Here is a 24348-nt window from a genome sequence, read left to right as displayed (position 1 = left end):
CCCCGGCTCTGCTCCGTCTCGTCCGTTCACACAGCCGGCTCAGTCCCGCGTCACCACCTGTCGGTCCCGCGTCACCACCTGTCGGTCCCGCGTCACCACCTGTCGGTCCCGCGTCACCACCTGTCGGTCCCGCGTCACCACCTGTCGGTCCCGCGTCACCACCTGTCGGTCCCGCGTCACCACCTGGTCGGTCCCGCGTCACCACCTGTCGGTCCCGCGTCACCACCTGTCGGTCCCGCGTCACCACCTGTCGGTCCCGCGTCACCACCTGTCGGTCCCGCGTCACCACCTGTCGGTCCCGCGTCACCACCTGTCGGTCCCGCGTCACCACCTGCCGGTCCCGCGTCACCACCGATCAGTCTCGTGTCGGAAGCTCTCCCGCGGGCACGATCGTACACCCGGGGAGGTCGGCGAGGACGTCCTCCGGCCCGGGCGGAGCGTACACCGCGAGGAGCCGGAGCGTCTCCCAGCCGGTGTTCACGGTGCCGTGTTCGACGCCAGCGGGGATGTACACCATCTCGTCCGGCCCGACCTCCCGCGTGTCGCCGGCGACGGTCTGTTCGCCCGTCCCGCTGACGAAGTAGAGGATCTCGTCGCTGTCGGGGTGGGTGTGGAGCTCGTGGCCCTTCCCGGGTTCGAGCTGGACGACGCCCGCGCTGAACCGCTCGGAGCCGTTCACGTCGGGGGTGGCCATCCACTTGAGCGTCCCCCAGTCGAACTGCTGGGTGTCGACGTCGTCGGGTTCGACGTAGTACGTTGACATACAGCACACACCTCAAGTGACGGTGGGTTAACTGTTTCGCGCGGGTTCCGTCCGGACAGGCGGTTCGCAGGCCCGCAATGTGGTCGATGGTCACGAGTCCGGAGTGTGCTGTGCCCGACCGTTCCGCGAATGTCGTCGCCGTAACACTAATGCGCGCCGTCCGAATTGGTGTCAGTGGTCATGCCAATGAAGTACACACGCGAGGAGTCGCTGGACCGCCTAGACGAGACGGTCGCGGCGGGCGATCCGGTCATCGGCGCGGGCGCGGGGACGGGCATCTCCGCGAAGTTCGCCGAACGTGGAGGAGTGGACCTGCTCATCATCTACAACTCCGGGCGCTACCGGATGAACGGGCGCGGGTCGCTCGCGGGACTGTTGCCGTACGGCGACGCGAACGAGATCGTCGTCGAGATGGGCCACGAGGTCCTCCCGGTCGTCGAGGACACGCCCGTCCTCGCCGGCGTCAACGGCACCGACCCGTTCCGCGACATGGACGTCTTCGTCGACGACCTCCAGCGCCGCGGCTTCTCCGGCGTCCAGAACTTCCCGACCGTGGGACTGATCGACGAGGACAGCGGCTTCCGGCAGAACCTCGAGGAGACCGGGATGGGATACGATAAGGAGGTCGAGATGATCCGAACCGCGTCGGAGAAGGGGATGCTCACCTGTCCGTACGTCTTCTCCGAAGAGCAGGCCCGCGAGATGACCGAGGCCGGCGCGGACGTCGTCGTCTCGCACATGGGGCTCACGACCTCGGGTGACATCGGCGCCGAGACGGCGCTCGACCTCGACGCCGCGGCCGAGCGGGTACAGGCCCACCACGACGCCGCCAAATCCGTGAACGACGACGTCATGGTCATCTGTCACGGCGGGCCGATCGCCTGGCCCGACGACGCCCGGTACGTCCTGCACAACACGGAGGGTGTCGTCGGCTTCTTCGGCGCGTCGAGCATCGAGCGTCTCCCCACGGAGGAAGCGATCGAGAACCAGGCCCGAGAGTTCAAGGAGATCGATCTCTGATGGCGGTCGTCATCGTCGGGACGCTCGACACCAAGGCCGAAGAGATCGGCTTCGCCCGCGACGTGATCGAGGCGCAGGGGATCGACGTCCACGTCGTCGACACCGGCGTCGTCGGCGAACCGGGCTTCGAACCGGAGACGCCGGCGAGCGAGGTCGCCGCCGCGGGCGGGAGTTCCCTCGACGCGCTGCGCGAGGCGGGCGACCGCGGCGAAGCGATGGAGGTCATGGGCGACGGGGCGGCGGCGGTCTGTCAGGACCTCCACGACGAGGGCGTCCTCGACGGCATTCTCGGTCTGGGCGGGTCGGGCAACACCTCGATCGCGACGACGGCGATGCGCGCGCTCCCGTACGGCGTCCCCAAACTCATGGTGTCGACGATGGCCTCCGGCGACGTCCGCCCGTACGTCGAGGCGCGCGACGTGATGATGCTGTACTCGGTCGCCGACATCGAGGGGCTGAACCAGCTCTCCAGAACCGTGATCTCGAACGCGGCGCTGGCCATGGTCGGGATGGTGGCGAACGAGCCCGACGTCTCGGTCGACGACCGCCCCACCGTCGGCATCACGATGTTCGGCGTCACGACGCCGTGTGTCAAGACAGCCCGCGCGTGGCTCGAAGACCGCGGCTACGAGACCATCGTCTTCCACGCGACGGGCACGGGCGGGACGGCGATGGAGACCCTCGTGCGAGAGGGCGTCATCGACGGCGTCCTCGACGTCACGACGACCGAGTGGGCGGACGAACTCGTCGGTGGCGTGCTCTCAGCGGGTCCCACGCGACTGGACGCGGCCGCGGAGACGGGCACCCCACAGGTCGTCTCGACCGGCGCGCTCGACATGGTGAACTTCGGCCCGCGCGAGGAGGTTCCCGACGAGTTCGAATCACGGACGCTCCACGTCCACAACCCGCAGGTGACGCTGATGCGGACCACGCCCGAGGAGTGTGCCGAACTCGGCCGGATCCTCGGTGAAAAGCTCAACGCCGCCACCGGCCCGACCGCACTCGCGCTCCCCCTGCGGGGCGTCTCGATGCTCGCCGTCGAGGGCGAGGACTTCTACGACCCCGAGGCCGACGCGGCGCTGTTCGACGCGCTCCGCGAGACGATCGACGACGACGTCGAACTCCTCGAGTTCGACACCGACGTCAACGACGAGGCGTTCGCCGAGGCCGTCGCCGAGAAACTCCACGCGTACATGCGCGAAACCGGCCGCGCTCCCGAGTAGCTCACGAAGCGACGCCTGTCACCTCCAGTCGAAAACGTGGCCTTTCCGCTCCTGTCGTCTCTTTGTGATATGGACGTCTCGGTCGCACTCCCGAGACTCCGTCGCCCGTCCGTCGACGACCGCCAGCGCGCGAGTGACACCACACCCGCTCACCGTCGTTTCGGTCACCTCCAGTCGAAGCGGTGGCCTTTGGGCTGTAGAGCCGTACTGTGAGACGTAGTCGCACACGACGTCGGCGCTGTCGGTCGATCGTCCCGTCACCGACGCCATCGTGATGCGATCGGACGTGGGGCCGTGGGCACGCCCACCCGTCACCTCCAGCGGAAACGGTGACCCTTCGGCTCTATCGGGGTACAGGCGGTTCTCGAGAATATATATCCACGCGACCGATCGCCGTGCTCGCACCTCCAGTCGAAACCGCACCCGTTCCGTTCCGCATCGCCCGGTGTGTCAACGTTTGGCTGGGTACCGGGCGCCGCGGCTCAGATACCCTGCCCGCTCTCTGCGTTCGGGCCGGCGGCGCTCTGGACGCGCCACCCACCCTCGTGGTCGGCGTCACGGGTCGTGAACTCGATCTCGGTCTCGGGACCCATCTCGTCGCCGCCCTCGACGCGTTCGATGCGAAAGCGGATGTCGAGCGAGTCGCCGCAACAGCCGACGTCGGCGAACTCCTCGAACTCCCGACCCACGGTGAGGTCATCGACGACCTTGCGGAGGTAGCCTCTGTACCGGTCGGTCTCGACCTGGTCACGACCCCACTGGGAGAGCGCCCTAGGGTACGAGAGGACGACGCGGGTGGCCGGGCGTTCGGTCATATCCAAGACTGTGGCGCCGGAGTCTGAAGAGTGTAGTGGCGCGTGGCACACGCACACACGAGCGGTCCGGGTGCGACGCGAGGACCGACCACGCGGACCAGTAGGAAAACCAGAACATTGTTGCGCTCTGACCGAGAAGTGGTACGTAGTAGTCCCTCCGCCGGCGTCCGACGCCCGATCGGACGCGGCCGTCTCCGCCAATGAACCCCGAACAATCGACCGTAGCCCGATGCATCGAAATCTCTCACGAGTACGACCGACGTCGAACGTCGTCGATGCGTCGGCTCCTCGGCCGACGCCGGGGCGGGTCGGCTGTGACCGCGCTGCGCGACGTCTCGCTCCGTCTCAACCCCGGCGAGTTCGTCGGACTCGCCGGGCCCTCGGGGTCGGGGAAGTCGACCCTCCTCCACCTCCTGTCTGGGCTCGATGTCCCCACCGACGGCCGCGTCGAACTCCTCGGGACTGACACGCGGACGCTCTCGCCGGCCGGCCGGGCGGCGCTCCGGCTGCGACATGTCGGGATCGTGTTCCAGCGCTTCTACCTCCTGCCAACGCTCTCGGCGCGGGCGAACGTGGCGCTGCCGCTCGTCGAGCGCGGCGTCTCGCGGTCAACGCGACGCGACCGGGCCACCTCGGCGCTGGAGGCCGTCGGGCTTGACGACCGGCTCTCGCACCGGCCGGGGGAGCTGAGCGGCGGCGAGCAACAGCGCGTGGCGATCGCCCGGGCGCTCGTGACCGACCCCGACCTGCTCGTCGCCGACGAGCCCACCGGCGAACTCGACTCCGCCACCGGGGAGCGGATCATCGACCTCCTCGCCGACGTGGCGACCGACCGCAGTGTCGTCGTCGCGTCCCACGACGACGCCGTACTCGAGCGGACCGACCGGACGGTCCGGCTCCACGACGGGCGGGTGGCACATGCGTAGGATTCGACGGGTCGTGGGGCTGGTGCGGCTCGGTGCCCACCGCACGGCCGCCCTGGCGGTCGACTCCCGCCAGGTGGCGCTGGCGGTGCTGGGGGTCGCGCTCACCGTCATGCTGGTCACCACGGTCGGGGGGATCGCGCTGGGGCTCGCCTCGCAGGGCACCGTCACGGGCGACGACGTCGACTACCGGATCGTCCCCGCGGCGAGTTCGGCGGAGTCGGTCGCCGTCGCGGTTGACGGGCCGAAGCTCGGTGACGTCCACCGCGTCACGGACCGGCTCTCCGCCGACGAGCGCATCGAGTACGCGACCCCAGTCGAACTCCAGGTCGTGCAACTGACCGCCGCCTCCGGACCAGAGGAGTACGTGCTGGTCGTCGGCGTGGTCCCGGCGGTGGGACAGTCCATCGCGGGGCTCCCGGTGTCGGCGCTGACAGCTGGCGACCCCTACTACGCGAACGGGTCGTACGACGGGGCGTGGACAGGCGAGATGGTCGTCTCGGAGGCCGCCGGACGGCTGCTCGACGCCGACGTCGGCACGACGCTCCGGCCGGCGAGCGCCTCCGACCGGTCGTTCACCGTCGTCGCCCGCCACGAGGCGGAGTCGTCGTCGGGTCCTGCGTCCGTCCCGGTCGCGGTGGTCCACCTCGCCGAACTCCAGTCAATCGCCGGAAGTGCCGACGCCGATCACGCGGACCAAGTGCTCGTCCGGACTGACGACCCGTCCGTTCGGGCCGACCTCGCGGGCGTCTACCCCGAGACGGAGGTCGTGGCGGGTGGCGGCCTCTCGACGCGACGGTTCGCCGCCTCGAACCTCCCGCTGGCCGTCGCGATCACGACCGTCCTGACCGCGGTCGTCGTCGGCGTCCTCCTCGTCGCTACCACGATGGGCCTCGCCGTCACCGACGACCGCCAGTTCCTCGCGACCCTCGCCGCCCTGGGTTTCTCGGCGCCCTCGCGGCTGCTACTCGTTCTGGTGGAGGTCGTCGTGGTCGCCGTCCTCGGCGGCGTCGTGGGGATGGGGCTCGGCGTCGTCGGGATCGCCGCGACCAACCTCGCCACGCGGGAACTGTTCGGCGTCAGTGTCGCGGTGCTCGACGGTCGGATCCTCGTGGCGGATCTGGTCGTCTCGGTCCTCATCGGCGTCCTCGCCGCCGCCTACCCGCTCTGGCTCGGTCGCCGGACCAGCGTCGTGGAGGTGCTCGACGCGTGAGCCGGGCTGCGGGCGTGGTCAGCGTCGCCGTGACACAGCTCCGTCGCGACCGGACGCGGACCGTACTCGTCGTCGCTGGGATCGCCCTGGCCGTCCTCGCGTCGACGGTTCTCGCGAGCGTCGGGATCGGCGTGTTCGAGACCGGGCAGTCGAAGTTCGAACAGTCGGGCCGTGACCTCTGGATCACGGGCGGTCCACTCCGGCTGGCACCGGGATCCGTCGGCGGCGTCGGGACCCGGCTGACGGACGCACACGTGCTCCAGGAGCGGATCGCCGCCCGGGACGACGTCAGGACTGCCACCGCACTCTCCTTCCAGACGGTGTACGTCTCCACCGATGGGGAGGAGTTCGAGACGGTGATCGGGGTGGGCGCCCCGGCAGTCGACGAGGCGGTCCAGATCACCGACGGCCGGGGGTTCACCGGCGGCGATCCGCACTACGCCGGCGGGAGCTACGACGGTCCGATGACCCACGAGATCGTGGTCGACCCCCGGACCGCATCCCTGTTCGGGGTCGGGATCAACGACACGCTGTACGTCGGGGGCACGGTCAGTTCGGCCCGCGCGAACGAGTTCCGCGTCGTCGGGATCTCGCCGACGCTCTCGAACTTCCTCGGCAGTCCGACCGTCGTGTTGCACCTGAGTGAACTGCAGGAGATCACCGGGACGACCGGGGCCGACCGGGCGACGATCCTCACGGTCGACCTCGAACCCAGTGCCGACGTCGACCGGGCCGAACGGGAACTCCAAGCGCAGTACCCACAGTACGACGTCCGGACGAACCGCGAACAGCTGCGAGCGGTCCTCGAACGACAGGCGGTCGTCCTCGCGAGCGGCGCCGCAATCGCGGTGTTCGCGTCGCTCGCCGGCGTCGCGCTCACGGTGAACCTGTTGCTGTCGTACGTCTCCCAGCGCCGGCGGGAGCTGGCGGCGCTGGCGGCGATCGGGCTGTCGACGCGGACGCTCGTCGCGCTCGTGACGACGCAGGCGCTGCTTCTGGGCGTCCTCGGGGGACTGGTCGGCGCCGGGTTGACGGTGCTCTCGATTCCGGCCCTGAACGCCGTCTCGGCCGCGCTCGTGGGCTTCGACTCCGTCGTCTCGCTCCGGCCGGACGTCCTCCTCGGCGGAGTCGTCCTCGCCGTCGCGATGTGCGTCGTCGCGGGCGCCGCTGCGAGCCTCCGGGTCGCTCTGCTCGACCCGCTCCAGGAACTCGCCTGACCGCCGGAGCGCGCTCTCGGACCTCGCGACTTACAGTCGTCGGTGCAGGACGGCTCCACCGACCGCGAACACGACCGCGAACAGCGCGAGGAGCATGTTGACCGAGAACGGCTGTCCGCCCTCGGTCGACTCGGACGTCGACGACGTCGGGTTAGGCGTGATGACGCCCGTCGAGTCGGCCGTCGACCGCTCGCCGTCTCCCGACGGCGTTGCGGACGCGTCACCCGGACTCGCCGTCACACGCTCTGTGGGATCGAGCGATAGTTCATTCGCGCCCGTCTCTTCGGCCGGCTCGACGGCTGTTTCGGTGATCGACAGCGGGGTGGGATCGGAGAAGCCGAGGAGCACCCGCTGACCCTGGACGGTTCGCTGTCCCCGGACCCAGACGTGGACGGTGTACTCGCCCGGGTCGTCGATCCGGATCTCGGACGTGTACCCCGAGGCAGCCTCAGACATCGTCGCCGTCACGACCGTCTCGTCAGTGGTGGCGTTCGCGACGAGGAGCTGGACGGCGGTCGGCGACGGGGGCTCCGACTCCGGCGTCAGCCTCGCTCTGATGGTCACGGGCGCGCTAGTTGTCGACGAGGCCGGCGCGTCGACGGACACCGCGTACCCCTTCACGATCAGCGGGAGCACGGCCCTGACCTCCGCGTCGTCGTAGATCGCGACGGCGTACGATCCGGGCGGAAGCGCCTTCGTCTCGAACGTGACGGTCGCGTCCCCGCGCAACAGCGAGTCGGACGTCACGACGACGTGTCTGTCTTCGTCGTAGACGTAAACCTGGTAAGTCGCCTCCGACGGTACCGACGCCTCGACCACCAGGTCGTCGCCGCGTGACACCCGTGCCATCTCGCTGACCGGGAACGCTTCGCCGGCGAGCCGTACCGTTCGGTCCGGGACGTCGACCGCGTGTGGCGACGCAATGTCGTACGCGGGTGCGGGTGCGGCGAAACCGACGGTCGCACTACCCAGGAGGACCAGGCCGACGACCGCAACGGATACGCGGGTCATCATGCAAGCGACAATAAGGAATTAACGAATATAGTTATTTCCTGAATATAATATAAAGGTACCTCTCAGTGGGGCTCTCCCGGCCGACGCCCCGGAACCGATATCGGGCGGAACGGCGCGTCCGCGGTCTCCGACACGGCGCGCACATAAGAAGGCTTATTCGGCGCGCAGAAACACCGGGGAACATGGTCCAGTTCGACGTACCGGAAGTCGATTACACCCGGTACACGAATCGTCAGCTCGCGGCGGTCCCGCTCGCGGTGCTCGCCGTCGCCCTCCTCGTCATCGCGGGGTGGACCGTCGTGACTGGCTCACCGGTGAACCAGGGGGTCGACTTCACTGGTGGCACGGAGCTCCGTATCGCCCTCGACGCCCCCGACGGACAGGCCGAACAGGAGATCCGAGCGGCGTTCTCGGCGGAGCCCGAGGCGATCCGCTCGGTCCCCTCCGACGGGACGTACATCGTCACCTTCCAGTCGGGGGCCGCGACCACCTCGGAGATCGAACAGCAGGCCGAGACGGCGGGCTTTCAGATCCGCTCGATCGACGCCGTCTCGGCCGCGTTCGGCTCCGAGACACAGCAGCAGGCGCTTATCGGCGTCGCCATCGCGTTCCTGGGGATGAGCGTCCTCGTCTTCTTGATGTTCCGGACGTTCGTCCCCTCGATCGCGGTCGTCATCTCCGCCTTCTCGGACATCGTCATCCCCGTCGCGCTGATGAACCTCCTCGGCATCGAGCTCTCTCTGGGGACCGTGGCCGCGCTGCTGATGATCATCGGCTACTCGGTCGACTCCGACATCCTCCTGAACAACCACATCCTCCGGCGCTCGGGTGACTTCTACGAGTCGACGTACCGGGCGATGCGGACCGGCGTGACGATGACGCTGACGTCGATCGCCGCGATGATCGTGATGACCGTCGTCGCCACCCTGTTCGGCATCTCCCTGCTCGCGGCCATCGGCATCGTGCTCGTCTTCGGCCTCACCGCCGACCTGATGAACACGTACCTGCTGAACCTCTCGCTGTTGCGGTGGTACAAGTTCGAGGGGGTGGCGCGATAATGGCGAGTCTGCGCGACAACTGGCGCATCCTGTTGCTCGTCGTCGTCCTCCTCGCGTCGACGTTCGCACTCTTCTCTCCGTCCGTGGGAGCGGACGGCGGGAACGACGTGGCCTCCGAGGGACCGACGAACCTCCAGTACGGGCTCGAACTTTCCGGCGGGACGCGCATCCGTGCGCCGCTGATCGGCGTGACGGCCGAGGAGGTCGAGATCGGCGACGCCGACACCCGCCAGGTCGCTCGCGACGTCGCCGGAGAGATTCCGGCTGCCGACCCGAGCGACGTCATCGTCCGTCGGACCGCCCAGACGACCGCGACGGTCGAGGTCACCGCGGAGGGCGTCACGACACAGCGGCTGGGAGCGGCGCTCGACTCGCTGGGGCTGTCGTTCGGGACCGTCCGCGACGGCGTCACCGACCCCACCCGCGCGGAGGTCGTCCGCGTTCTCCAGAACAAGATCAACGAAGCCGGTCTCTCCGGCGGGACGGTGCGGCAGGTCACCACCGCGACCGGCGCACACTTCATCCTCGTCGAGGTGCCCAACGAGGACCGCTCCGAGGTGGTCGACCTCGTCGAATCCCGCGGGTCGGTCCGCATCGACATCTACTACCGACAGAACGGCACGCCCACCACCCGCGAGGGGATCCTGACCGGGGACGACTTCCAGAACATCGGCACCGCCCAGGAGTCCGAGCGCGGGCCGTTCGTCCCCGTCACGGTCCGTGACGAGGCTGCGGACGACTTCCAGGCGGCGGTCGTCGAGACGGGCGTCGCTCAGCGCGGCGGGACGACGTGTACGTACGAACAGAACCCCAACGCCACCCAGCCGTGTCTGCTCGTCGTCGTCGACGACCGCGTGGTCAACTCCTTCGGCATGTCCCCGGGGCTCGCACAGAGCATGCAGGCCGGCGAGTGGGCCGACGATCCGGCGTTCCAGCTCACGACGCAGAACTTCTCGGAGGCTCAGCGCGTCTCGATCAACCTCCGCGCCGGCGAACTTCCGGCGGCGCTCGACCTCGAGGGCGAGGACGGCGGCACCTCGTCGTTCATCTCGCCCAGCCAGGGTGAGAACTTCAAGGTGAACTCGATCATCACCGGCATCGTCGCCGTGCTCGCCGTCGCCGCGGTCGTCTTCGTCCGCTACGGCGAGGCGAAGGTCGCGCTGCCGATGATCGTGACCGCCTTCTCCGAGGTGCTCATCCTCCTCGGCTTCGCCGCCGGTATCGGCTACGCGCTCAACCTCCCCGCCATCGCCGGCTTCATCGCCGTCATCGGCACCGGGGTCGACGACCTCATCATCATCGCCGACGAGGTGATGGCAGAGGGCGACGTCTCCTCGCGCCGCATCTTCCAGTCACGGTTCAGGAAGGCGTTCTGGGTCATCGGCGCCGCCGCCGCCACCACCGTGATCGCCATGTCGCCGCTGGCGGTGCTCTCGCTCGGCGACCTCCAGGGGTTCGCCATCTTCACCATCCTCGGCGTGATCGTGGGCGTCCTCCTGACCCGGCCGGCGTACGGTGACATCCTCCGTGCGCTCCTCACCGAGGACCGCTGACGCGGGCACTCTCGCAGCCGGCGACGCGTGGGGACAGCCCCCTCCGACGCCGTCGCCGGTGCGGGCGAACCGTGCCTTTCTTGTTTTAGGCTTGCCTAAATAGCGTGATGTCGGATTCGGACACGCCACCGGAGTCGGAGACCGAACGGACGATCATCAGACAGGGCCGCGACTTCGAGCAGGAGTACCGCCTCGACGCGAGCGAGGCGGGCGAGTTCCTCATCAGGCTGGGCGAACAGCTCCGCGACGGCGACGAGTTGACCATCGTCACCGACGAGTGGGAACTCCCCTTCGCGTTCGGCGAGCCGGTCGAACTCGAGATCGACTTCGAGGGGGTCGGCGAGCCGGAACTGGAGATCGAGCTGGAACTGCCCGGTCGGACCGACGAGACGGCACCGGACGTCCGGTAGCTCGGTTCGCCCGGACCGACGCGCCGGATCACGCACCCGACCGACGCGCCTATCCTCGCGTCCGCCGTTCGCGCGATTCCCGACTCAGAACTCGTCCAGCGCCGACTGCGTGGCCGCGGCGAGCACGTCGTCGCAGGTCTTCCACGACGTCCGTGCACACGCGGGAAGCTCGCCGTGGTCGCGGACGTAGTCGCGGAGGAACGTTCGCGTGGTGGGGTCGCTCGGGTAGCCGCTGCCGACCTCGCCGTACTCGGCGCGCAGATCGTCGACGTGGCGGTCGCGTTCGACCTTGGCGACGATGCTCGCGGCGGCCACGACGGGGTAGGTCGCGTCGGCTCCGTGTTCGGCGGTGACCGTGACCGCGACGCCCCGCTCGTCGACCCCTGCAGCGACCCGCCGGGCGAAGCGCGACTCGGAGACGTCGCCCGCGTCGGTGTACACCGCGTCGCCCGCTGCGACGATGCCCGCGAGCGCCTCGGCGTGGGCCTCGACGGTCAGCGTGTTCATATCCGTCGCCGGGTCGTCGATCCGCTCCGGCGGGATGACGGCGACCCCGACCCCCTCTGCGACCTCGCGGATCACCCCCGCGAGTTCCTCGCGGCGCGCCGGCGTGAGCCGTTTCGAGTCGTCGACCGCGGGATCGAGGGCGTCGGGGTCGACCCGGACCGCGGCGGCGACCATCGGCCCCAGCACGGGCCCCTTTCCGGCCTCGTCGCTGCCGACGTGGACAGACATGGTTGTGGCCTTCTCTCACTCGGGCTGAAAAACCGTTTTCGGTGCGATCGAAACCACTCGGGTGTGACGCGAGCGATCGACTGCCCAGCGTTCCCGCACGGCGCGACGGATCACTCCTCCGCGTCGGCCTCGTGGGCGACGTCGACATCGTCCGTGTCCGCGTCGGTCCGCGGTGCGTCCTGGAAGTACGCCTCGTCTTCGAACGCCTCCGATTCGCCGGAGACACCCACGACGTCGAGCGCGGTCACCTCGGCTTCCACACCGAGCAGTCCCGCGAGACTCGGCTCCGTCCGTCCCTCGTCGCCGGAGACGAGTTCCTTGATGTAGAGCCCGCCCGCTCCGTGGATCTCGACGGTCGCGTGCCGGGCGTCCTCCCGCTCGCCCGTGGCCTCGTACACCTCCCGCGTCCGCGTGAGGTTCGCCCGCCGGTGGTCGACGCGCTGGGGCGTGTACTGTTCGACCGTCGCCCCGTCGAGTTCCGACAGCGCCTCCGCGAGCGCGTCGTCGGAGACGTCGGCATCGAACTCGACCTCGGCGCGGTACCGCTTCGAGGCGTCGAGTTCCTTAACCCGTTCGACCATCTCGTACGTCGCCAGCCGGAGGCCTTCGACCTCCACCCGTCCCTCCGCGTGCTCGTTCACCAGCCGTTCGAGGGGCGCGACGTTCACCGTCCTTCGACGGGGCTCGCGCACCTCGACCACGAACGGCCGGCCGGTGCCGAGCATGCGCGCGTCGACGTCCTCGCGGCCGGCGCCGTGGAACGTCGCCTCGGTGCCCTCCATCGCGTCGCGGATCGGCGGAGCGACGAGTCCCTCGACGCTCGCTTGGTAGAGGTAGCCCGTGCCGTCGCACTGGGGGCACTCGCGATCCTCGCCGAGCACGCCACGCCCGTCGCAGCGGCCACAGGGCCACTCCGTCTGTGGGATGTCTCGCTCCAGTTTCCGGTAGCGACCGTAGACGAACGCGGAGTTGATCGTCGCCTCGACGGTGTCGGCCTCGACGTCGACGAGGAACTGGACGTCCGGACGACCGAAATCGACTTCAGTGTCGGTGAGTTGGCCGACGCGTTTGCCCACCTCGCGGTTGAACTCGGATTTGAACCGCTCGCCAGCGTCGGGCTCGAACCCCGCGTCCTCCCTGAACAGCACCTCGTTCTCCTCGATCAGCGGCGGCGTCCGCGTCCCGACCTGGTAGGTGTCGAAGTCGACGTCCGCGACGGCTTCCGCGGCTCGTTCGGCCCACACGTCGAACCGGGCGCACTCGCCCTCACAGACCCAGCACTCCTCGGTCTCCGTGGGTTCGAACGGCTCGTCGGCGTCGAGTGCCGCGGCGACGCGGAGCGAGCGCCCACGCTCGGCGTTCGTCAGCCCGAAGCTCCGGTCGGCGAACACGCGACCGAGGCAGGCGTCGCAGACCGGCCCCGCCCCGTCGAGCGTCCGGGCGTCGTCGAGAATGCTCATACCCGTGGGTGCGCCGGAGGGAGTAACTGTCTTGCGTTGCCGGCTCGTCGCCTTCGACCCCGAAGGGCCGATCGTCGCGGGGAGGGACGGCCGTGGAACCGGCCGATCGTCGCGGAGAGGGACGGCCGTGGAACCGGCCGACTGTCGCCCAATCGGAGTGCCCCCCAGGCCGGTGCCGTCCTCAGACGATGCCGCCAGCCCCCAGGAGCCACCACGCCGCGAGCACGGCACCGACCCCCACGAGAACGAGCAGGAGAGTCACCACGACGGTGACGACCAGCACGTACCGACGGTCGGTCGTCGCCTCCTCGGGTGTGTCGAGCCGCGCCTCCAGCAGCCGGACGTTCCGTGCGTTGGCCTTCCAGACGGCGTCGAAGGCGTCGCCCACGAGCGGGAGCGAGCCGACCACCGCGTCGACGAGGAGCACGACGAGCATTCTGGCCAGTGTCGCCCGCGGGACGCCGAGGACGACGGCCTGGGCGACGATGTACGCCGACGCCGTGCTGGTCGCGACGTCGCCGACGCCCGGCACGAGGCCCAGCAGTGGGTCGAGTCCGACTCTGTACCCGGTCCCGGGGACGACGAACAGGTCGTCGAGGTAGTAGCTCAGCCGTCTGAGCGCGACCAGCGTCTCGGCCTCGTCGGTCCGGACGTCCGCCGGTGCTGTCGATCCGGCGGTGACGTCCTCACGGTCCCGGTCCGGGCCCCGGCCTCCGTCCGGGCTATCGAGCGCGTCCGGGGGGGTGCCCGAGCGATCCACGCGAGTCACGGCCCGGCCTCGTGGTCGACGACCTCGACGGTCTCGACCCCGGTCGCCTCCGACAGCGCGTCTGCCGTGTCGCGATCCGACGTCGCCGCGTCGTCACAGGCGAGCGTCGTCGTCGCGTCGACCCGGAGGTCGTTGAGGCCCGGGCGGACACCCGTCAGATCGACGTCGTCGACGCGTTCGACGACCGCCGCACGGCCCAGTCGCTCGACGACCGCGGCGGCGAGTTCCTGCCGACCGTCTCGGGGAATCCGGAGCGTCAGCCGGGCTTCGACCTGTCGAGACATCGCTCTGTCACCTCGGCACGTCAGCCACGGATAAAAAGACTCGCCGCCCGCGTCGCGGTCGGAGTCAGTGACGGTCCTCTCCCACGACGGGGCGGCCGACTCCGACGGGGGGGTCGACCGGCACTGTTTACGTCTTCGGTGTCCCACGTCGACCGTGACCGCCGACACACGGATCGTCGTTCGCAACCCCCGGAGCGGGGACGGCAAGAAGACCGAGCGGGCGCGCCGGATCGCAGTCGAACGCGGGTACGAGGTCCTCGACAGTGACGGGAGCGACCACACGGTCGAACTCGCCAGGGAGGCGGCGACCCGGGCGGCCGTCGTGGTCGCCTGCGGCGGCGACGGCACGCTGAACAAGACCGTCAGAGGGGTGCGCGAGGCCGGTGCGCTCGACGAGGTCGCAGTCGGCGTCGTCCCCGCGGGGACGGGAAACGACTTCGCGGACAACGTCGGCATCCGGGGGATCGCCCACGCGTTCGACGTGATCGACACGGGCGACCCTCGCCGGCTCGACCTGGGGCTGGCGAACGGCGCGCCGTTTCTCAACTCCTGCGTCGGTGGACTCACTGCCGATGCGAGCGCGCGCACCTCGCGGACCGCGAAACGGCGACTCGGAACGCTCGCGTACGTCCTCACGACGCTCGCAGTCGCCCGCAACTTCGAGTCGCTTCGACTCGCAGTCAGCGCTGGCCCCGAGCGGCGGCCGGTGTGGACGGGCGAGGCACTGATGCTCCTCGTCGGCAACGGCAGACGGTTCCCAGGCGAGCGCATGCGCCAGGCGAACATCGAAGACGGGCTGCTGAACGTCGTCGTGATCAAGCGTGCGCCCACGCTGGACTACCTCTCGCGTGGTGCGGCCGACCAGCTCCTCCGTCGGGACGCCCGTCACCTCGTCCGGCTGAAGGTTTCTCACCTCCACGTCACTCACGGGGGCGACCCCGTCCAGTTCAGTCTCGACGGTGAGGCGATCGAGACGGCCGAACTCGTCGCCGACATCGATCCGGGCGCGATCGGCTTCTACGTCGGTCCGTCGTACGACCCCGCACCCGAGGAGTGGAGGCGGACGTCTCCGGACTGATCGGGAGCGAAGCCTTCCTCCGCGATCGACCGACGGACAGCGCCGGCCAGAGCGGTAAGCGTTACTGCCACCCCGACGTCCGGTGAGACGATGTCCGACGACGCCCCCGATCAGCCCCGGTCGTTCCGGTACGACGGCGAGGTCCGTCCCGGCGAGAAGCGACAGTTCCGCTACGAGGTGAGCGAGACGTATCTGGGTGACCCGGTCGAGATACCGGTGACGGTTATCAACGGCACCGATCCCGGCCCCCGGGTGTGTATGACGGCCGCGATCCACGGCGACGAACTCAACGGCGTCAAAGTACTCCAAGAGGTCGCCGACCGCTACACTCCCGGCGAGCTCAGCGGGACGCTCGTGTTGCTCCACGTCGTGAACGTCCCCGCGTATCAGGCGCAACAGCGGTACATCCCCATCTACGACCAGGACCTCAACCGCTCGTTCCCCGGCAAGGAGCGGTCGAACACCGCCGAACGGATCGCGCACCAAGTGTACCAGCGGTTCGTAAGCCAGTGCGACCTCGGTCTCGACTTCCACACCTCGACGCGCAACCGGACGACGATGTACCACGTCCGCGCCGACGTCGACGATCCCGAGGTGCTCCGACTCGCCGAGGCGTTCGGCGCGAACGTCATCCTCTCCGGCGAGGGCGAGGCGAGTTCGCTCCGCGCCACGGCGTCGCGAAACGGCATCCCGACGCTCACGGTCGAGATGGGGAAAGCCCACCGCTTCCAGCCCGCGCTGATCGAGAAGGCGCTCGCCGGCGTCGAGAGCGTCCTCACGGCGTACGGCGTCTACGACGGGATCGAGACGGAGCCGTCGTGGCGGAAGGTGATGGGACCGGACGAGGAGAAGCGCTGGATCCGCGCGGAGACGGGTGGGCTGGTGGAGATGAAGTGGGGGCCGAACCCGCTCGTCCACGAGGGCGAGGCCATCTGTACGATCACGGACCACTTCAAACGGGACGAACACGTCGTCGCCGCGCCGTTCACCGGGCTCATCGTCGGGGTTCTGGAGAACCCCGTCGCGCTCCCCGGTCACCCCATCTGTCATCTCGCCCGCATCAGTGCCGAGACGCGTGCGGAGATCGAGGCCGAGATCGAACGCGGGGAGTTCGACGGCTACCGCTCGTACGGCCAGCGGTGGATGGCGGACGCCGAGGAGGCCGAGTAGCCGACCGACGAGCGACACTCGACCCGCGACCCACCACGACACGGCCTCCGGTCGGCGGTCCGGCTGGATCCGTTCGTCAGTCGTGGCGCATCTCGGGGACCTCGTCGGTCGAGACCGCCGGCACGCCGAGACCGTCGGCCGTCGCCACGACCGGGTCCGTGGGTGGCTGTGCGGCTCGTTCCCCGCCGGAGAGCGTCCGCAGGCTGAACACCAGGACGCCCCCCACGATGACGAGGCCGCCGGCGACCCCGAAGGCGACCAGGTAGCCGAAGGTGGCAGCCCACCCGCCGAGGATGCCGCCGACGCCCCCCGCGACCGCACTGAGCGCGGTGTGGACGCCGAGCACCTCCCCCCGGACGCCCGGCGGAGCGAGGCGCGTGACGATTGCGGTGCCGACGACGGCGATGAACGCCCACGTCAGCCCGATCGCCGCGAGGCCCACGCCCGCGGCGACGAGTCCCACGGCGAGGGCACCGAGGCCGGTGACGATCCCCACCACGGGGAACAGCAGCCCCCGGACGGCGAGCGCACCGGACTGGAGCAGGCGGACGTCGTACTTCGACGCGATCCGGCCCGCCCCCTCGTAGAGGACCGCCGCCCCGAGGCTCGACGCCAGATAGAGGGCGAACACCTGTCCCGACACGAAGCCGACGTCGGTGAAGAAGAGCGGGAGCGGGGCCCAGAACGCCGCGAACCCCGTGAAGAACAGCGCCGCGGCAATCAAATACGTCGCCAGAGCGGGGTTGACTCTGCCCACGAGGCGGCGTGGGTGGATGCCCTGGGTCGTCCAGTACAGCCGGTTCGGGGAGAACGCGAACGTGGCCCCCTTGACCCCGCGTCGGGAGCTCGACAGCAGGCGTGCGACGCGTCGGATCCGGCGCTCGCTCGTGACGTGGTCCTCGGGGGCCGGGTTCGGGAGCGACCGGATCGTCCCGAGCGTGCTCGCACCGGCACAGAGGGCCAGCACCCAGAACAGCGCCCGCGTGACCGACGCCCCGCCGACGAGTGGGGTCGCGACGAGGGGCCAGACCGCCCCGAGCACGAGTCCGCCAGCCCACCCGTACCCCTGGTACTTGTTCAAAAGACCGATGCGTTCGCTCCACGCCGACTCCGGGGCTTCGTCGACGACGAGCATCGTCAGCACCGGCCCCACAGACGCGACGACCAGCCAGAGCACCGCGTTGGCGAGGATGATCGTCGTGATGTTCGGGAGGAGCGGGATCACCGCGAGGGAGACCGACACTCCCGCCAGGGTGAGCACCACCAGCATCCGTCGGTGCTCGACCCGGTTGGCGAGGCGGCCGAACAGGATCGCCCCCGGCGCGCCGATGATCGCCGCCGTCGCGGCCAGAATGCCCAGCTGGACCGGCGTCGCCCCGAGTTCGACGATGTAGAGCGGAACGAGCAGGGAGGCCCCACCGAAGGCGACCGAGCCGAGCCCCCACGCGTAGAGCCAGCGGTCTCTCATACGTCGGCTGTCGTGAACGTCGGACTAAGAGCTACCGATGCTACTCCCCTCGCCGCTCCGGCCCTCACACCTATGTCTCTCCTCCCCGTGGCTCGGTTATGGAGGTCGCACTCGTGACCGTCGGCGACGAACTCCTCGCGGGCGACACCGAGAACACGAACGCGACGTGGCTCTGCCGCCGGCTCACGGAGCGGGGCGTCACCGTCACCCGCGTCCTCACCGTCCCCGACGACAGAGGTGTCATCGCCGACGCGGTCCGCTCGTTCTCCGAGGCGTTCGACGCGGTCGTCGTCACGGGCGGTCTCGGCGGGACGCCCGACGACGTGACGAAGGCGGCGGTCGCCGACGCGCTCGACCGCGACCTGGTGGTCGACGGGGACGTGCGGGAGGGGATCGTCGCCAAGGCCGAGGCGTACGCCGACCAGTACCCCGACCTCGCCGACGCGTACGACCTCGACGTCGACTTCGACGCGCAGGCGTCGATCCCCGCCGAGGCGGAGCCGCTCGTCACCGCCGAGAGCTTCGGCCCGGGGTTCGTCGCCGGCAACGTCTACGCCTTCCCCGGCATCCCCGACGAACTGTACGTCATGTTCGACCTCGTCGCCGACGACTTCGACGGTGACGTCGTCTCCGAGTCGCTCTACACGCCCGCCCCGGAGGGCGCGCTGAACGACCGGCTCACCGGCGTCCGCGAGCGGTTCGACGTCGGCGTCGGGAGCTACCCCGGCAAGGGACGGATCCCGACGCGCATCAAACTCACCGGCGAGTCCGAGGCGGTCTCGACGGCGATGGCGTGGCTCCGCGACCGGATCGACGTGACGGAGCCCCCGACAACCGAGTGAGCGGCGGTCACGTCCAACGCCGGGTGGGGAGGAGTGGCGTCTCAGTCGTGCCCGGTCGCGTCCGTCTCGTCGTCCGCCGACTGGAACTCGACGCCACGGATCTCGAAGCGGGCCCCGCCCGACTCGCTGTCGGTGATGGCGAGCTCCCACCCGTGTGCCAGCGCGATCTGCTGGACGCTCACCGCCCCGAAGCCGGTCCCGCTGGTCTTCGTCGAGTAGCCGGGCTCGAACACGCGGTCGCGTTCGTCCGCGGGGATGCCGGGCCCGTCGTCAGCGACGTAGAAGCCCGTCCCGTCGTCGAGCAGTCCGAGCGTGACGGTGACGGTGGACCCACCGTGTTCCGCGCTGTCGTCGGCCCCCGGCCGACTGCCCGTGGAGCTGTGCTCCACGCTGTCCTCGCGAGCCTCCGAGTGAGGGCTCGTGGAGCCGTGCTCCACGCTGTTGCGGAAGAGGTTCTGGAACAGCCGCGTCAGCGCTCCCTCGTCGGCGAAGACCGACGCCGTCGCCCGGACGTCGAGCGTCGCGTCGGCGGTGTCGATCGACGTCCAGAGCCCCCGGGCGACCGTCTCGAGGTCGACCGGGCGCACGTCGCTGACGACGCTCCCCTCCCGCATGACGGTCGCGAGGTCGTCGACGAGCGCCTCGATCCGCTCGAGCGACTCCTCGGCCGCGTCGAAGTGTGTCTCGTCGCCGGTCTCGCGGGCCAGTTCCAGTCGCCCTTCGAGCGTCGAAAGCGGCGTCCGCAGGTCGTGTGAGAGCACGTCGCCGAACGTCTGGAACTGCTTCGCCCGCTGTTCGAGCCGCCGCTCGTTCGCCTTCCGTTCGCTGACGTCGCGGAAGTACACCGACAGCCCCGTCTCCGAGGGGTACGCCCGCACCTCGAACCACGCGGCGAGCGGCGGGTAGTACTCCTCGAACGCGACCGTCTCCTGGCTCTCCATCGCCTGCCGGTACTGTGTCTCGAAGACGGTGTCGACCGCCTCGGGGAACTCCTCCCACAGCGATCGCCCGACGAGGGACTCGGCAGGACGGTCGAGAAGGCGTTCGGCCTGTTCGTTCAGGTAGGTGAATCGCCACTGCCGGTCGAGCGCGAAGAAGGCGTCCGACACTCGATCGAATACCGCCGCCTGTTCCCGCCGGGCCTCGACGCGCTCGGTGACGTCCTCCTGGAAGCCGACGAAGTTCGTAACGTCGCCGTCGCCGTCGCGGATGGGCGAGATCCAGACGCGGTTCCAGAACGGGCTCCCGTCCTTGCGGTAGTTGCGGAGTTCGACCGTCACCGCCTCCTCGTTCGCGATGGCCTCGCGCATCTCGGCGACGGATTCAGGATCGGTGTCCTCGCCCTGGAGGAATCGGCAGTTTCGCTCGAGAGTCTCCTCCTCGGCGTAGCCGGTCAGCCGCTCGAACTCCTCGTTCGCGTAGACGATCCCGTTGTCCTCGAGCGAGGGGTCGGTGAGGATGATGCCGATCGGGGCGGCGTCCATCGCCCGGTTCTTCACGAACAGTTCGTGCTCCTGTCGCTCCTCGGCGGTGATGTCCCGCACGGTACAGACGAGTTCCTCCCCAGTCGTCCGCGAGACGGCGATGTCTGCGAGCAGTTCCGCTCCGTCGTGGCGGCGCATCAACGCCTCGCCGGACCACTCGCCATCGGACCCGACCGCCGGTCGGATCGTCGTCTCGAAGGTGTCGTCGACGAACAGCTCCCCGAGGGAAACCCCGTCGAGTTCCCCCTCGTCGTAGCCGAACGTCCCGGTGTACGCCGCGTTGGCGTACGTGAACGCGCCCTGCCCGTCGAGGAGACCGATCCCCTCCCGGGCGGTCTCGATGGCGTCGATCCGCTGGCGCAGGTCGCGCTCGTTCCGATACCCCGCCACGAGGTTCTCCACGCGGTTGGCGAGCACGACGTACTGCTCGGTCCCGCTCTCCTTCTGGAGGTAGTCGCTCACGCCCGCGGAGATCGCCTCGCCGGCGATCTCCTCGCTCCCCCGGCCGGTGAAGAGCACGAACGGGAGGTCCGGATACGACTCGCGGACCGCCCGCAGGAGGTCGAGTCCCGTCTCGTCGGGCATCTCGTAGTCGCTGACGACGCAGTCGAACGGCGTCGAACGCAGCCGGTCGAGCGCCGTCGCGACGTCGTGGACGGTCTCGATCTCGAACGAGTCGCGCTCTCGCTGCAAGAAGAGAGAGACCATCTCCGCGAACTCCGGGTCGTCGTCCACGTGGAGGAGACGCACGGGGTGACCGTTCATATCTGCCGGAATCAGGCCCGTCTGACATATCTGTTATGGCATCACGAAGCGCGTATCCACGCGCCACCGTTCTCCGTCAGTACTCGTCGCGCAGCTCCATCTCGGCGACGGTGTCGAAGGGATCGAGCCCGTTGCGGATGCAGTCCAGGAGGAAGAAGGCGTCTTCGGGCGCGAGGAAGTGCCGGCAGACGGCCTTCCCGAGAGGCGTGGCCGCGAAGCCGTCGATGAACTCCCACTCGAGCAGTCGTCCCACGGAACGCGTGGTGTCGATCTCGCCGAGCATCCGGTCGTTCAGCCGCTTGGCGTGTTTGCCCGCGACGATGACGTTGGCGAGCGTCTCCTCGGCGGCGGCGGCCTCGTCGTACCGGGTCGTGACGTCCTCCATCTCGCCTTTCAGGAGTTTGAACGCGACCTCGTCCTCGGTCATCTCCATCGACCCGTGGTAGACGCCGTCGGGTTCGACGAGGAGGTACACCCTCCCTCTGTCGTGGTAGTCCGGGCGGCCGGCGCGCCCGAGCATCTGCTCGAACTCCTGGACCGAGAGCCACTCGATCCCCATCGCCAGCGAGTCGAAGAGCACCTGCGAGGCGGGGAAGTCGACGCCCGCGGCCAGGGCGGCCGTGGTGACGACGGCCGCGAGGTCCTGGTTGCCGAACATGCGCTCGACGCGCTTGCGGCGGCCGTAGTCGAGCCCCGCGTGGTACGGTGCGGCGTCGTAGCCGATCTTCCGCGCGAGTTCGTGACACCGCCGCCGTGAGTTGGTGAAGACGATGGTCTGTCCCCGGTACCCTTTCGACGACTTCGAGTCGAACTCCCGCCTGACGAGTTTGTCGACGATCCGCTCTTTCTCCTGGCTGTCAGCGAACGTCACGTGGCGTTCGATGGGGACCGGCCGCTCTTCGAACTCGATGAGCGTCGCCCCGAGTTCACGACCGAGCCACTCGGGGTTGCCGACCGTGGCGGAGAGGTAGATCCACTGCGCGCCGTCGTACCCCTCCGTCGCCCGCTGTCGGCGTTCACAGTAGTATTTGAGCCGCGAGATCATCCCGTCGAGACGGTGGCCGCGCTCTTGCTCCTTGAGCGTGTGGACCTCGTCGATGACGACCGTCCCGATATCGCCGAGGTCTTTCCCCGTCCGGAGGGCGTGGTCGATCCCCTCGTAGGTGCCGACGACGACGTCCGCCGAGGGGTCGAACGAGGCGTTCGAGTCGGAGATGCGCGACGCGCCCACGCGGATGGTCACGTCGACGACGTCGCCGTACCGTTCCTCGAAGTCCTCGTGTTTCTGGTTGGCCAGCGCCACGAGCGGGACGAGAAAGAGGAGTTTCCCGTTCCCCTTCAGCACGCGGTCGATCCCCGCGAGTTCGCCGACGAGCGTCTTGCCCGTGGCGGTGGCGCTCACGACGAGCTGGTCGCGGGGCTCGAACAGGCCGTTCTCGACCGAGAGCGACTGCACCGGCAGGAGGGTGTCGAAGCGATCTTCGACGCGGGACTGCAGCGTCGGGTGGAGGTCCAGCGACGACGTGGGGACGGGGTCGACGTCGTCGACCGTCGCGGAGACCTCGTCGAACTTCGTGAGGTCGGGGTTGAGCCCGCCCTGCAGGAGGTTCGTCACCTTGTCGAGGTCACCCGTCTCGAGCAGCAGTTCCTCGAGCCGTTCCTTCGCCGCACCGGTGATCGACCCCGAGTACGACAGCTCCCGCTGGAGTTCGCGGCGGGCGCAGTCGGGACAGATGTAGTCGCGGTCGGCCTTGATCGCCGTGTCGTCGGTGATCGGCGAGTAGCGACCGTCGGAGGCGCAGTAGCGACACGTTCGCACCGTCAGGCCCTCGAGCTGGTAGCCGTCGAGCATCTCTTTCAGCTTGGTGCGGGCGCGTTTCGAGGTCTGCTGGGAGATCCGAATGCGGGCGGCGCGCCGGGCGAGTTCGACGAACTGCCCCGGGTCGCGCGGCTCCTCGGACGAGCCGCGTTTCACCCGGAACTTCGCCGGACGAGGTCCCGCGGAGGTCTCCTTCAGTTCGAGGACCGCGTGGAACACCCGCTTGCCGTCCCGCCGCACCTCGACGAGGAAGTCGTCGCCCGCCTCGTGGAGGAACAGCGTGTCGACCTGCCCGACCTGCTGTGACACGAGTACGAATATGGGAACGGGGTATTTCAGCGGTTCGTCTCGCCGTCGGCCGCGTGCGGAGCCGGTTCGTGGCGAGCAGACTCCTGCCACCCGGCCAGCGACCACGACGGGGACGGGTCACGCCTCCCCGGAGTCGCCAGCCGCGCACGCCAGTGGGTGGGCGGTGTCGAAGAGAGGAGACTGTCGTTGAGCGCGGTACACGAACCATCTCCTCCGGAACGGAGCGGCGGGTGGCGCGCGGCCTCGCGGCGCTCGTGCCGCGAGGTCGTCGCGCGAGGGATGAGCGAGCGAGAGAGCGAATCGGCTGGGGAGGCGGTGGCTTCTCGCCGCGCACCGGACACCGTGTCCCGAGGTCCGTTGCGGCGGACGATCCGCGATCGACGTTGTGCCCGATCCGCGATCGACGTTGTGCCCGATCCGCGATCGACGTTGTGCCTGAGCCGGGACCGACTCCGAGCCCCTCCTCGATTCGACCGCGTCTCCGACCGACCGCGTCACCACTCCGGCGCTCAGTCGTCGCTCCCGTCGACCAGTTCGATCGCGTCGTCCCCGTTGGGGACCGCACAGAGGAACGCCCCCTCCTCGTCGCTCTCGTTGCGGTACCAGTGGACCGTCCCCGCCGGGATCAACAGCGCGTCGCCCGCCGCGACCGTGACCTCCTCGTCGCCCAGGCCGACGACGTACTCGCCGGCGAGGACGTACTGCTCGTGCTCGACCTCGTTCGTGTGTCTGGGCACTTCGGCGCCGGGCGCGAGCGTGAACCGCCGGATGGCGAAGTGCGGCGCGCCGTCGGCGTCGGAGACGAGCACGCCCTTTCTGAGCCCCTCGGCGGCACTCACCTCTTCGTACTCAACCTCCTCCGCCCGGCGGACGAGCGAGGAGGGTCTGTGGTCGGCGTCATCGGTGTCCGTGTCCATCTCCGTGTCGGCGTCGGCCATGCTCGGATCCACGGCACC

The 24348-nt window shown here is 69.2% G+C and carries 23 protein-coding genes; 11 read left to right on the top strand and 12 right to left on the bottom strand.

The genetic code is table 11. The annotated features are described in order from the left end of the window. Nucleotides 1-39: 39 nt before the first annotated feature. Together FZP69_RS22460 and FZP69_RS07920 are read right to left on the bottom strand one after the other, a co-directional pair. Entirely contained in the window at nt 40-183 is a 144-nt protein-coding gene (locus tag FZP69_RS22460) for a hypothetical protein (RefSeq protein WP_192918504.1), read from the bottom strand. A 172-nt stretch (nt 184-355) separates the two neighbouring features. After that, nucleotides 356-763 (bottom strand): cupin domain-containing protein, encoded by a 408-nt coding sequence (locus FZP69_RS07920; RefSeq protein ID WP_152040783.1) that lies wholly within the window; start codon nt 761-763, stop codon nt 356-358. A gap of 186 nt (nt 764-949) precedes the next feature. On the opposite strand from FZP69_RS07920, the gene FZP69_RS07915 reads away from it, so the two are divergent. Both FZP69_RS07915 and FZP69_RS07910 read left to right on the top strand, forming a co-directional pair. Then, nucleotides 950-1783: a phosphoenolpyruvate hydrolase family protein gene (locus FZP69_RS07915; protein WP_152040782.1), complete on the top strand. Its 834-nt coding sequence runs from the start codon at nt 950-952 to the stop codon at nt 1781-1783. Continuing rightward, nucleotides 1783-3006 (top strand): Tm-1-like ATP-binding domain-containing protein, encoded by a 1224-nt coding sequence (locus FZP69_RS07910; RefSeq protein ID WP_152040781.1) that lies wholly within the window; start codon nt 1783-1785, stop codon nt 3004-3006. Before FZP69_RS07915 ends, FZP69_RS07910 begins: the two co-directional genes overlap by 1 nt. A 482-nt stretch (nt 3007-3488) precedes the next feature. Here the strand turns inward: FZP69_RS07910 and FZP69_RS07905 are convergent, their stop codons facing one another. Beyond that, complete coding sequence (locus FZP69_RS07905) at nt 3489-3821, bottom strand: hypothetical protein (RefSeq protein ID WP_152040780.1); 333 nt, start codon at nt 3819-3821, stop codon at nt 3489-3491. 200 nt (nt 3822-4021) lie between these two features. Between FZP69_RS07905 and FZP69_RS07900 the strand changes: the two genes are divergently transcribed. Genes FZP69_RS07900 through FZP69_RS07890 form a run of 3 tightly spaced genes read left to right on the top strand, consistent with a single transcriptional unit; the run spans nt 4022 to nt 7174 of the window. After that, the gene (locus FZP69_RS07900; protein WP_152040779.1) at nt 4022-4747 is read left to right on the top strand and encodes an ABC transporter ATP-binding protein; all 726 of its coding nucleotides are present in this window, start codon (nt 4022-4024) and stop codon (nt 4745-4747) included. Further along, complete coding sequence (locus FZP69_RS07895) at nt 4740-5957, top strand: FtsX-like permease family protein (RefSeq protein WP_152040778.1); 1218 nt, start codon at nt 4740-4742, stop codon at nt 5955-5957. The genes FZP69_RS07900 and FZP69_RS07895 overlap by 8 nt, the downstream gene beginning before the upstream one ends. Beyond that, nucleotides 5954-7174 carry an ABC transporter permease gene (locus FZP69_RS07890; RefSeq protein ID WP_152040777.1) on the top strand — a complete coding sequence of 407 codons (1221 nt, stop codon included), beginning with the start codon at nt 5954-5956 and terminating at the stop codon, nt 7172-7174. Before FZP69_RS07895 ends, FZP69_RS07890 begins: the two co-directional genes overlap by 4 nt. A 30-nt stretch (nt 7175-7204) precedes the next feature. Here FZP69_RS07890 and FZP69_RS07885 read toward each other — a convergent pair whose 3' ends face one another. After that, nucleotides 7205-8188 (bottom strand): hypothetical protein, encoded by a 984-nt coding sequence (locus FZP69_RS07885; protein ID WP_152040776.1) that lies wholly within the window; start codon nt 8186-8188, stop codon nt 7205-7207. A gap of 182 nt (nt 8189-8370) precedes the next feature. Here FZP69_RS07885 and secF point away from each other — a divergent pair, with 182 nt between their 5' ends. The 3 genes from secF (at nt 8371) to FZP69_RS07870 (ending at nt 11209) form a co-directional block, all read left to right on the top strand. Beyond that, nucleotides 8371-9246: a protein translocase subunit SecF gene (gene secF, locus FZP69_RS07880; RefSeq protein WP_152040775.1), complete on the top strand. Its 876-nt coding sequence runs from the start codon at nt 8371-8373 to the stop codon at nt 9244-9246. Then, nucleotides 9246-10799 carry a preprotein translocase subunit SecD gene (locus tag FZP69_RS07875; protein ID WP_152040774.1) on the top strand — a complete coding sequence of 518 codons (1554 nt, stop codon included), beginning with the start codon at nt 9246-9248 and terminating at the stop codon, nt 10797-10799. Before secF ends, FZP69_RS07875 begins: the two co-directional genes overlap by 1 nt. A gap of 107 nt (nt 10800-10906) precedes the next feature. Next, nucleotides 10907-11209 carry an amphi-Trp domain-containing protein gene (locus FZP69_RS07870; RefSeq protein WP_152040773.1) on the top strand — a complete coding sequence of 101 codons (303 nt, stop codon included), beginning with the start codon at nt 10907-10909 and terminating at the stop codon, nt 11207-11209. Nucleotides 11210-11293: 84 nt separating this feature from the next. Here FZP69_RS07870 and rnhB read toward each other — a convergent pair whose 3' ends face one another. The 4 genes from rnhB to FZP69_RS07850 form a co-directional block, all read right to left on the bottom strand. Next, a complete protein-coding gene (gene rnhB, locus FZP69_RS07865; RefSeq protein WP_152040772.1) occupies nt 11294-11944 on the bottom strand; it encodes a ribonuclease HII in 651 nt (216 codons plus the stop codon). A gap of 110 nt (nt 11945-12054) precedes the next feature. Then, nucleotides 12055-13404, bottom strand: coding sequence for a tRNA pseudouridine(54/55) synthase Pus10 (locus tag FZP69_RS07860; protein ID WP_152040771.1), 1350 nt, complete (start codon nt 13402-13404; stop codon nt 12055-12057). A gap of 181 nt (nt 13405-13585) precedes the next feature. After that, on the bottom strand, nt 13586-14173 hold the full coding sequence (locus FZP69_RS07855) for a DUF4112 domain-containing protein (protein ID WP_152040770.1): 588 nt from the start codon (nt 14171-14173) through the stop codon (nt 13586-13588). Further along, nucleotides 14170-14457: a hypothetical protein gene (locus FZP69_RS07850; RefSeq protein ID WP_152040769.1), complete on the bottom strand. Its 288-nt coding sequence runs from the start codon at nt 14455-14457 to the stop codon at nt 14170-14172. The genes FZP69_RS07855 and FZP69_RS07850 overlap by 4 nt, the downstream gene beginning before the upstream one ends. A 154-nt stretch (nt 14458-14611) precedes the next feature. Between FZP69_RS07850 and FZP69_RS07845 the strand changes: the two genes are divergently transcribed. Together FZP69_RS07845 and FZP69_RS07840 are read left to right on the top strand one after the other, a co-directional pair. Continuing rightward, nucleotides 14612-15535 (top strand): diacylglycerol/lipid kinase family protein, encoded by a 924-nt coding sequence (locus FZP69_RS07845; RefSeq protein ID WP_152040768.1) that lies wholly within the window; start codon nt 14612-14614, stop codon nt 15533-15535. A gap of 90 nt (nt 15536-15625) precedes the next feature. Continuing rightward, complete coding sequence (locus FZP69_RS07840; RefSeq protein ID WP_152040767.1) at nt 15626-16705, top strand: succinylglutamate desuccinylase/aspartoacylase family protein; 1080 nt, start codon at nt 15626-15628, stop codon at nt 16703-16705. A 76-nt stretch (nt 16706-16781) separates the two neighbouring features. Here FZP69_RS07840 and FZP69_RS07835 read toward each other — a convergent pair whose 3' ends face one another. Continuing rightward, nucleotides 16782-18173 (bottom strand): MFS transporter, encoded by a 1392-nt coding sequence (locus FZP69_RS07835; RefSeq protein ID WP_152040766.1) that lies wholly within the window; start codon nt 18171-18173, stop codon nt 16782-16784. Between the two features lie 98 nt (nt 18174-18271). On the opposite strand from FZP69_RS07835, the gene FZP69_RS07830 reads away from it, so the two are divergent. Next, nucleotides 18272-19015, top strand: a complete 744-nt coding sequence (locus FZP69_RS07830; protein ID WP_152040765.1) for a competence/damage-inducible protein A — start codon at nt 18272-18274, stop codon at nt 19013-19015. Between the two features lie 41 nt (nt 19016-19056). Here the strand turns inward: FZP69_RS07830 and FZP69_RS07825 are convergent, their stop codons facing one another. The 3 genes from FZP69_RS07825 to FZP69_RS07815 form a co-directional block, all read right to left on the bottom strand. Continuing rightward, complete coding sequence (locus FZP69_RS07825; protein ID WP_152040764.1) at nt 19057-21264, bottom strand: PAS domain S-box protein; 2208 nt, start codon at nt 21262-21264, stop codon at nt 19057-19059. Nucleotides 21265-21340: 76 nt separating this feature from the next. Beyond that, the gene (locus FZP69_RS07820; protein WP_152040763.1) at nt 21341-23392 is read right to left on the bottom strand and encodes a DEAD/DEAH box helicase; all 2052 of its coding nucleotides are present in this window, start codon (nt 23390-23392) and stop codon (nt 21341-21343) included. Nucleotides 23393-23901: 509 nt separating this feature from the next. After that, on the bottom strand, nt 23902-24309 hold the full coding sequence (locus FZP69_RS07815; protein WP_204959981.1) for a cupin domain-containing protein: 408 nt from the start codon (nt 24307-24309) through the stop codon (nt 23902-23904). Nucleotides 24310-24348: the final 39 nt, after the last annotated feature.

Origin of the sequence: Salinigranum salinum (assembly GCF_009176545.1) — an archaeon.
Lineage (GTDB): Archaea > Halobacteriota > Halobacteria > Halobacteriales > Haloferacaceae > Salinigranum > Salinigranum salinum.
Note: the sequence above shows the minus strand (reverse complement) of the source record. Positions and strands in the feature narration are given on the sequence as shown.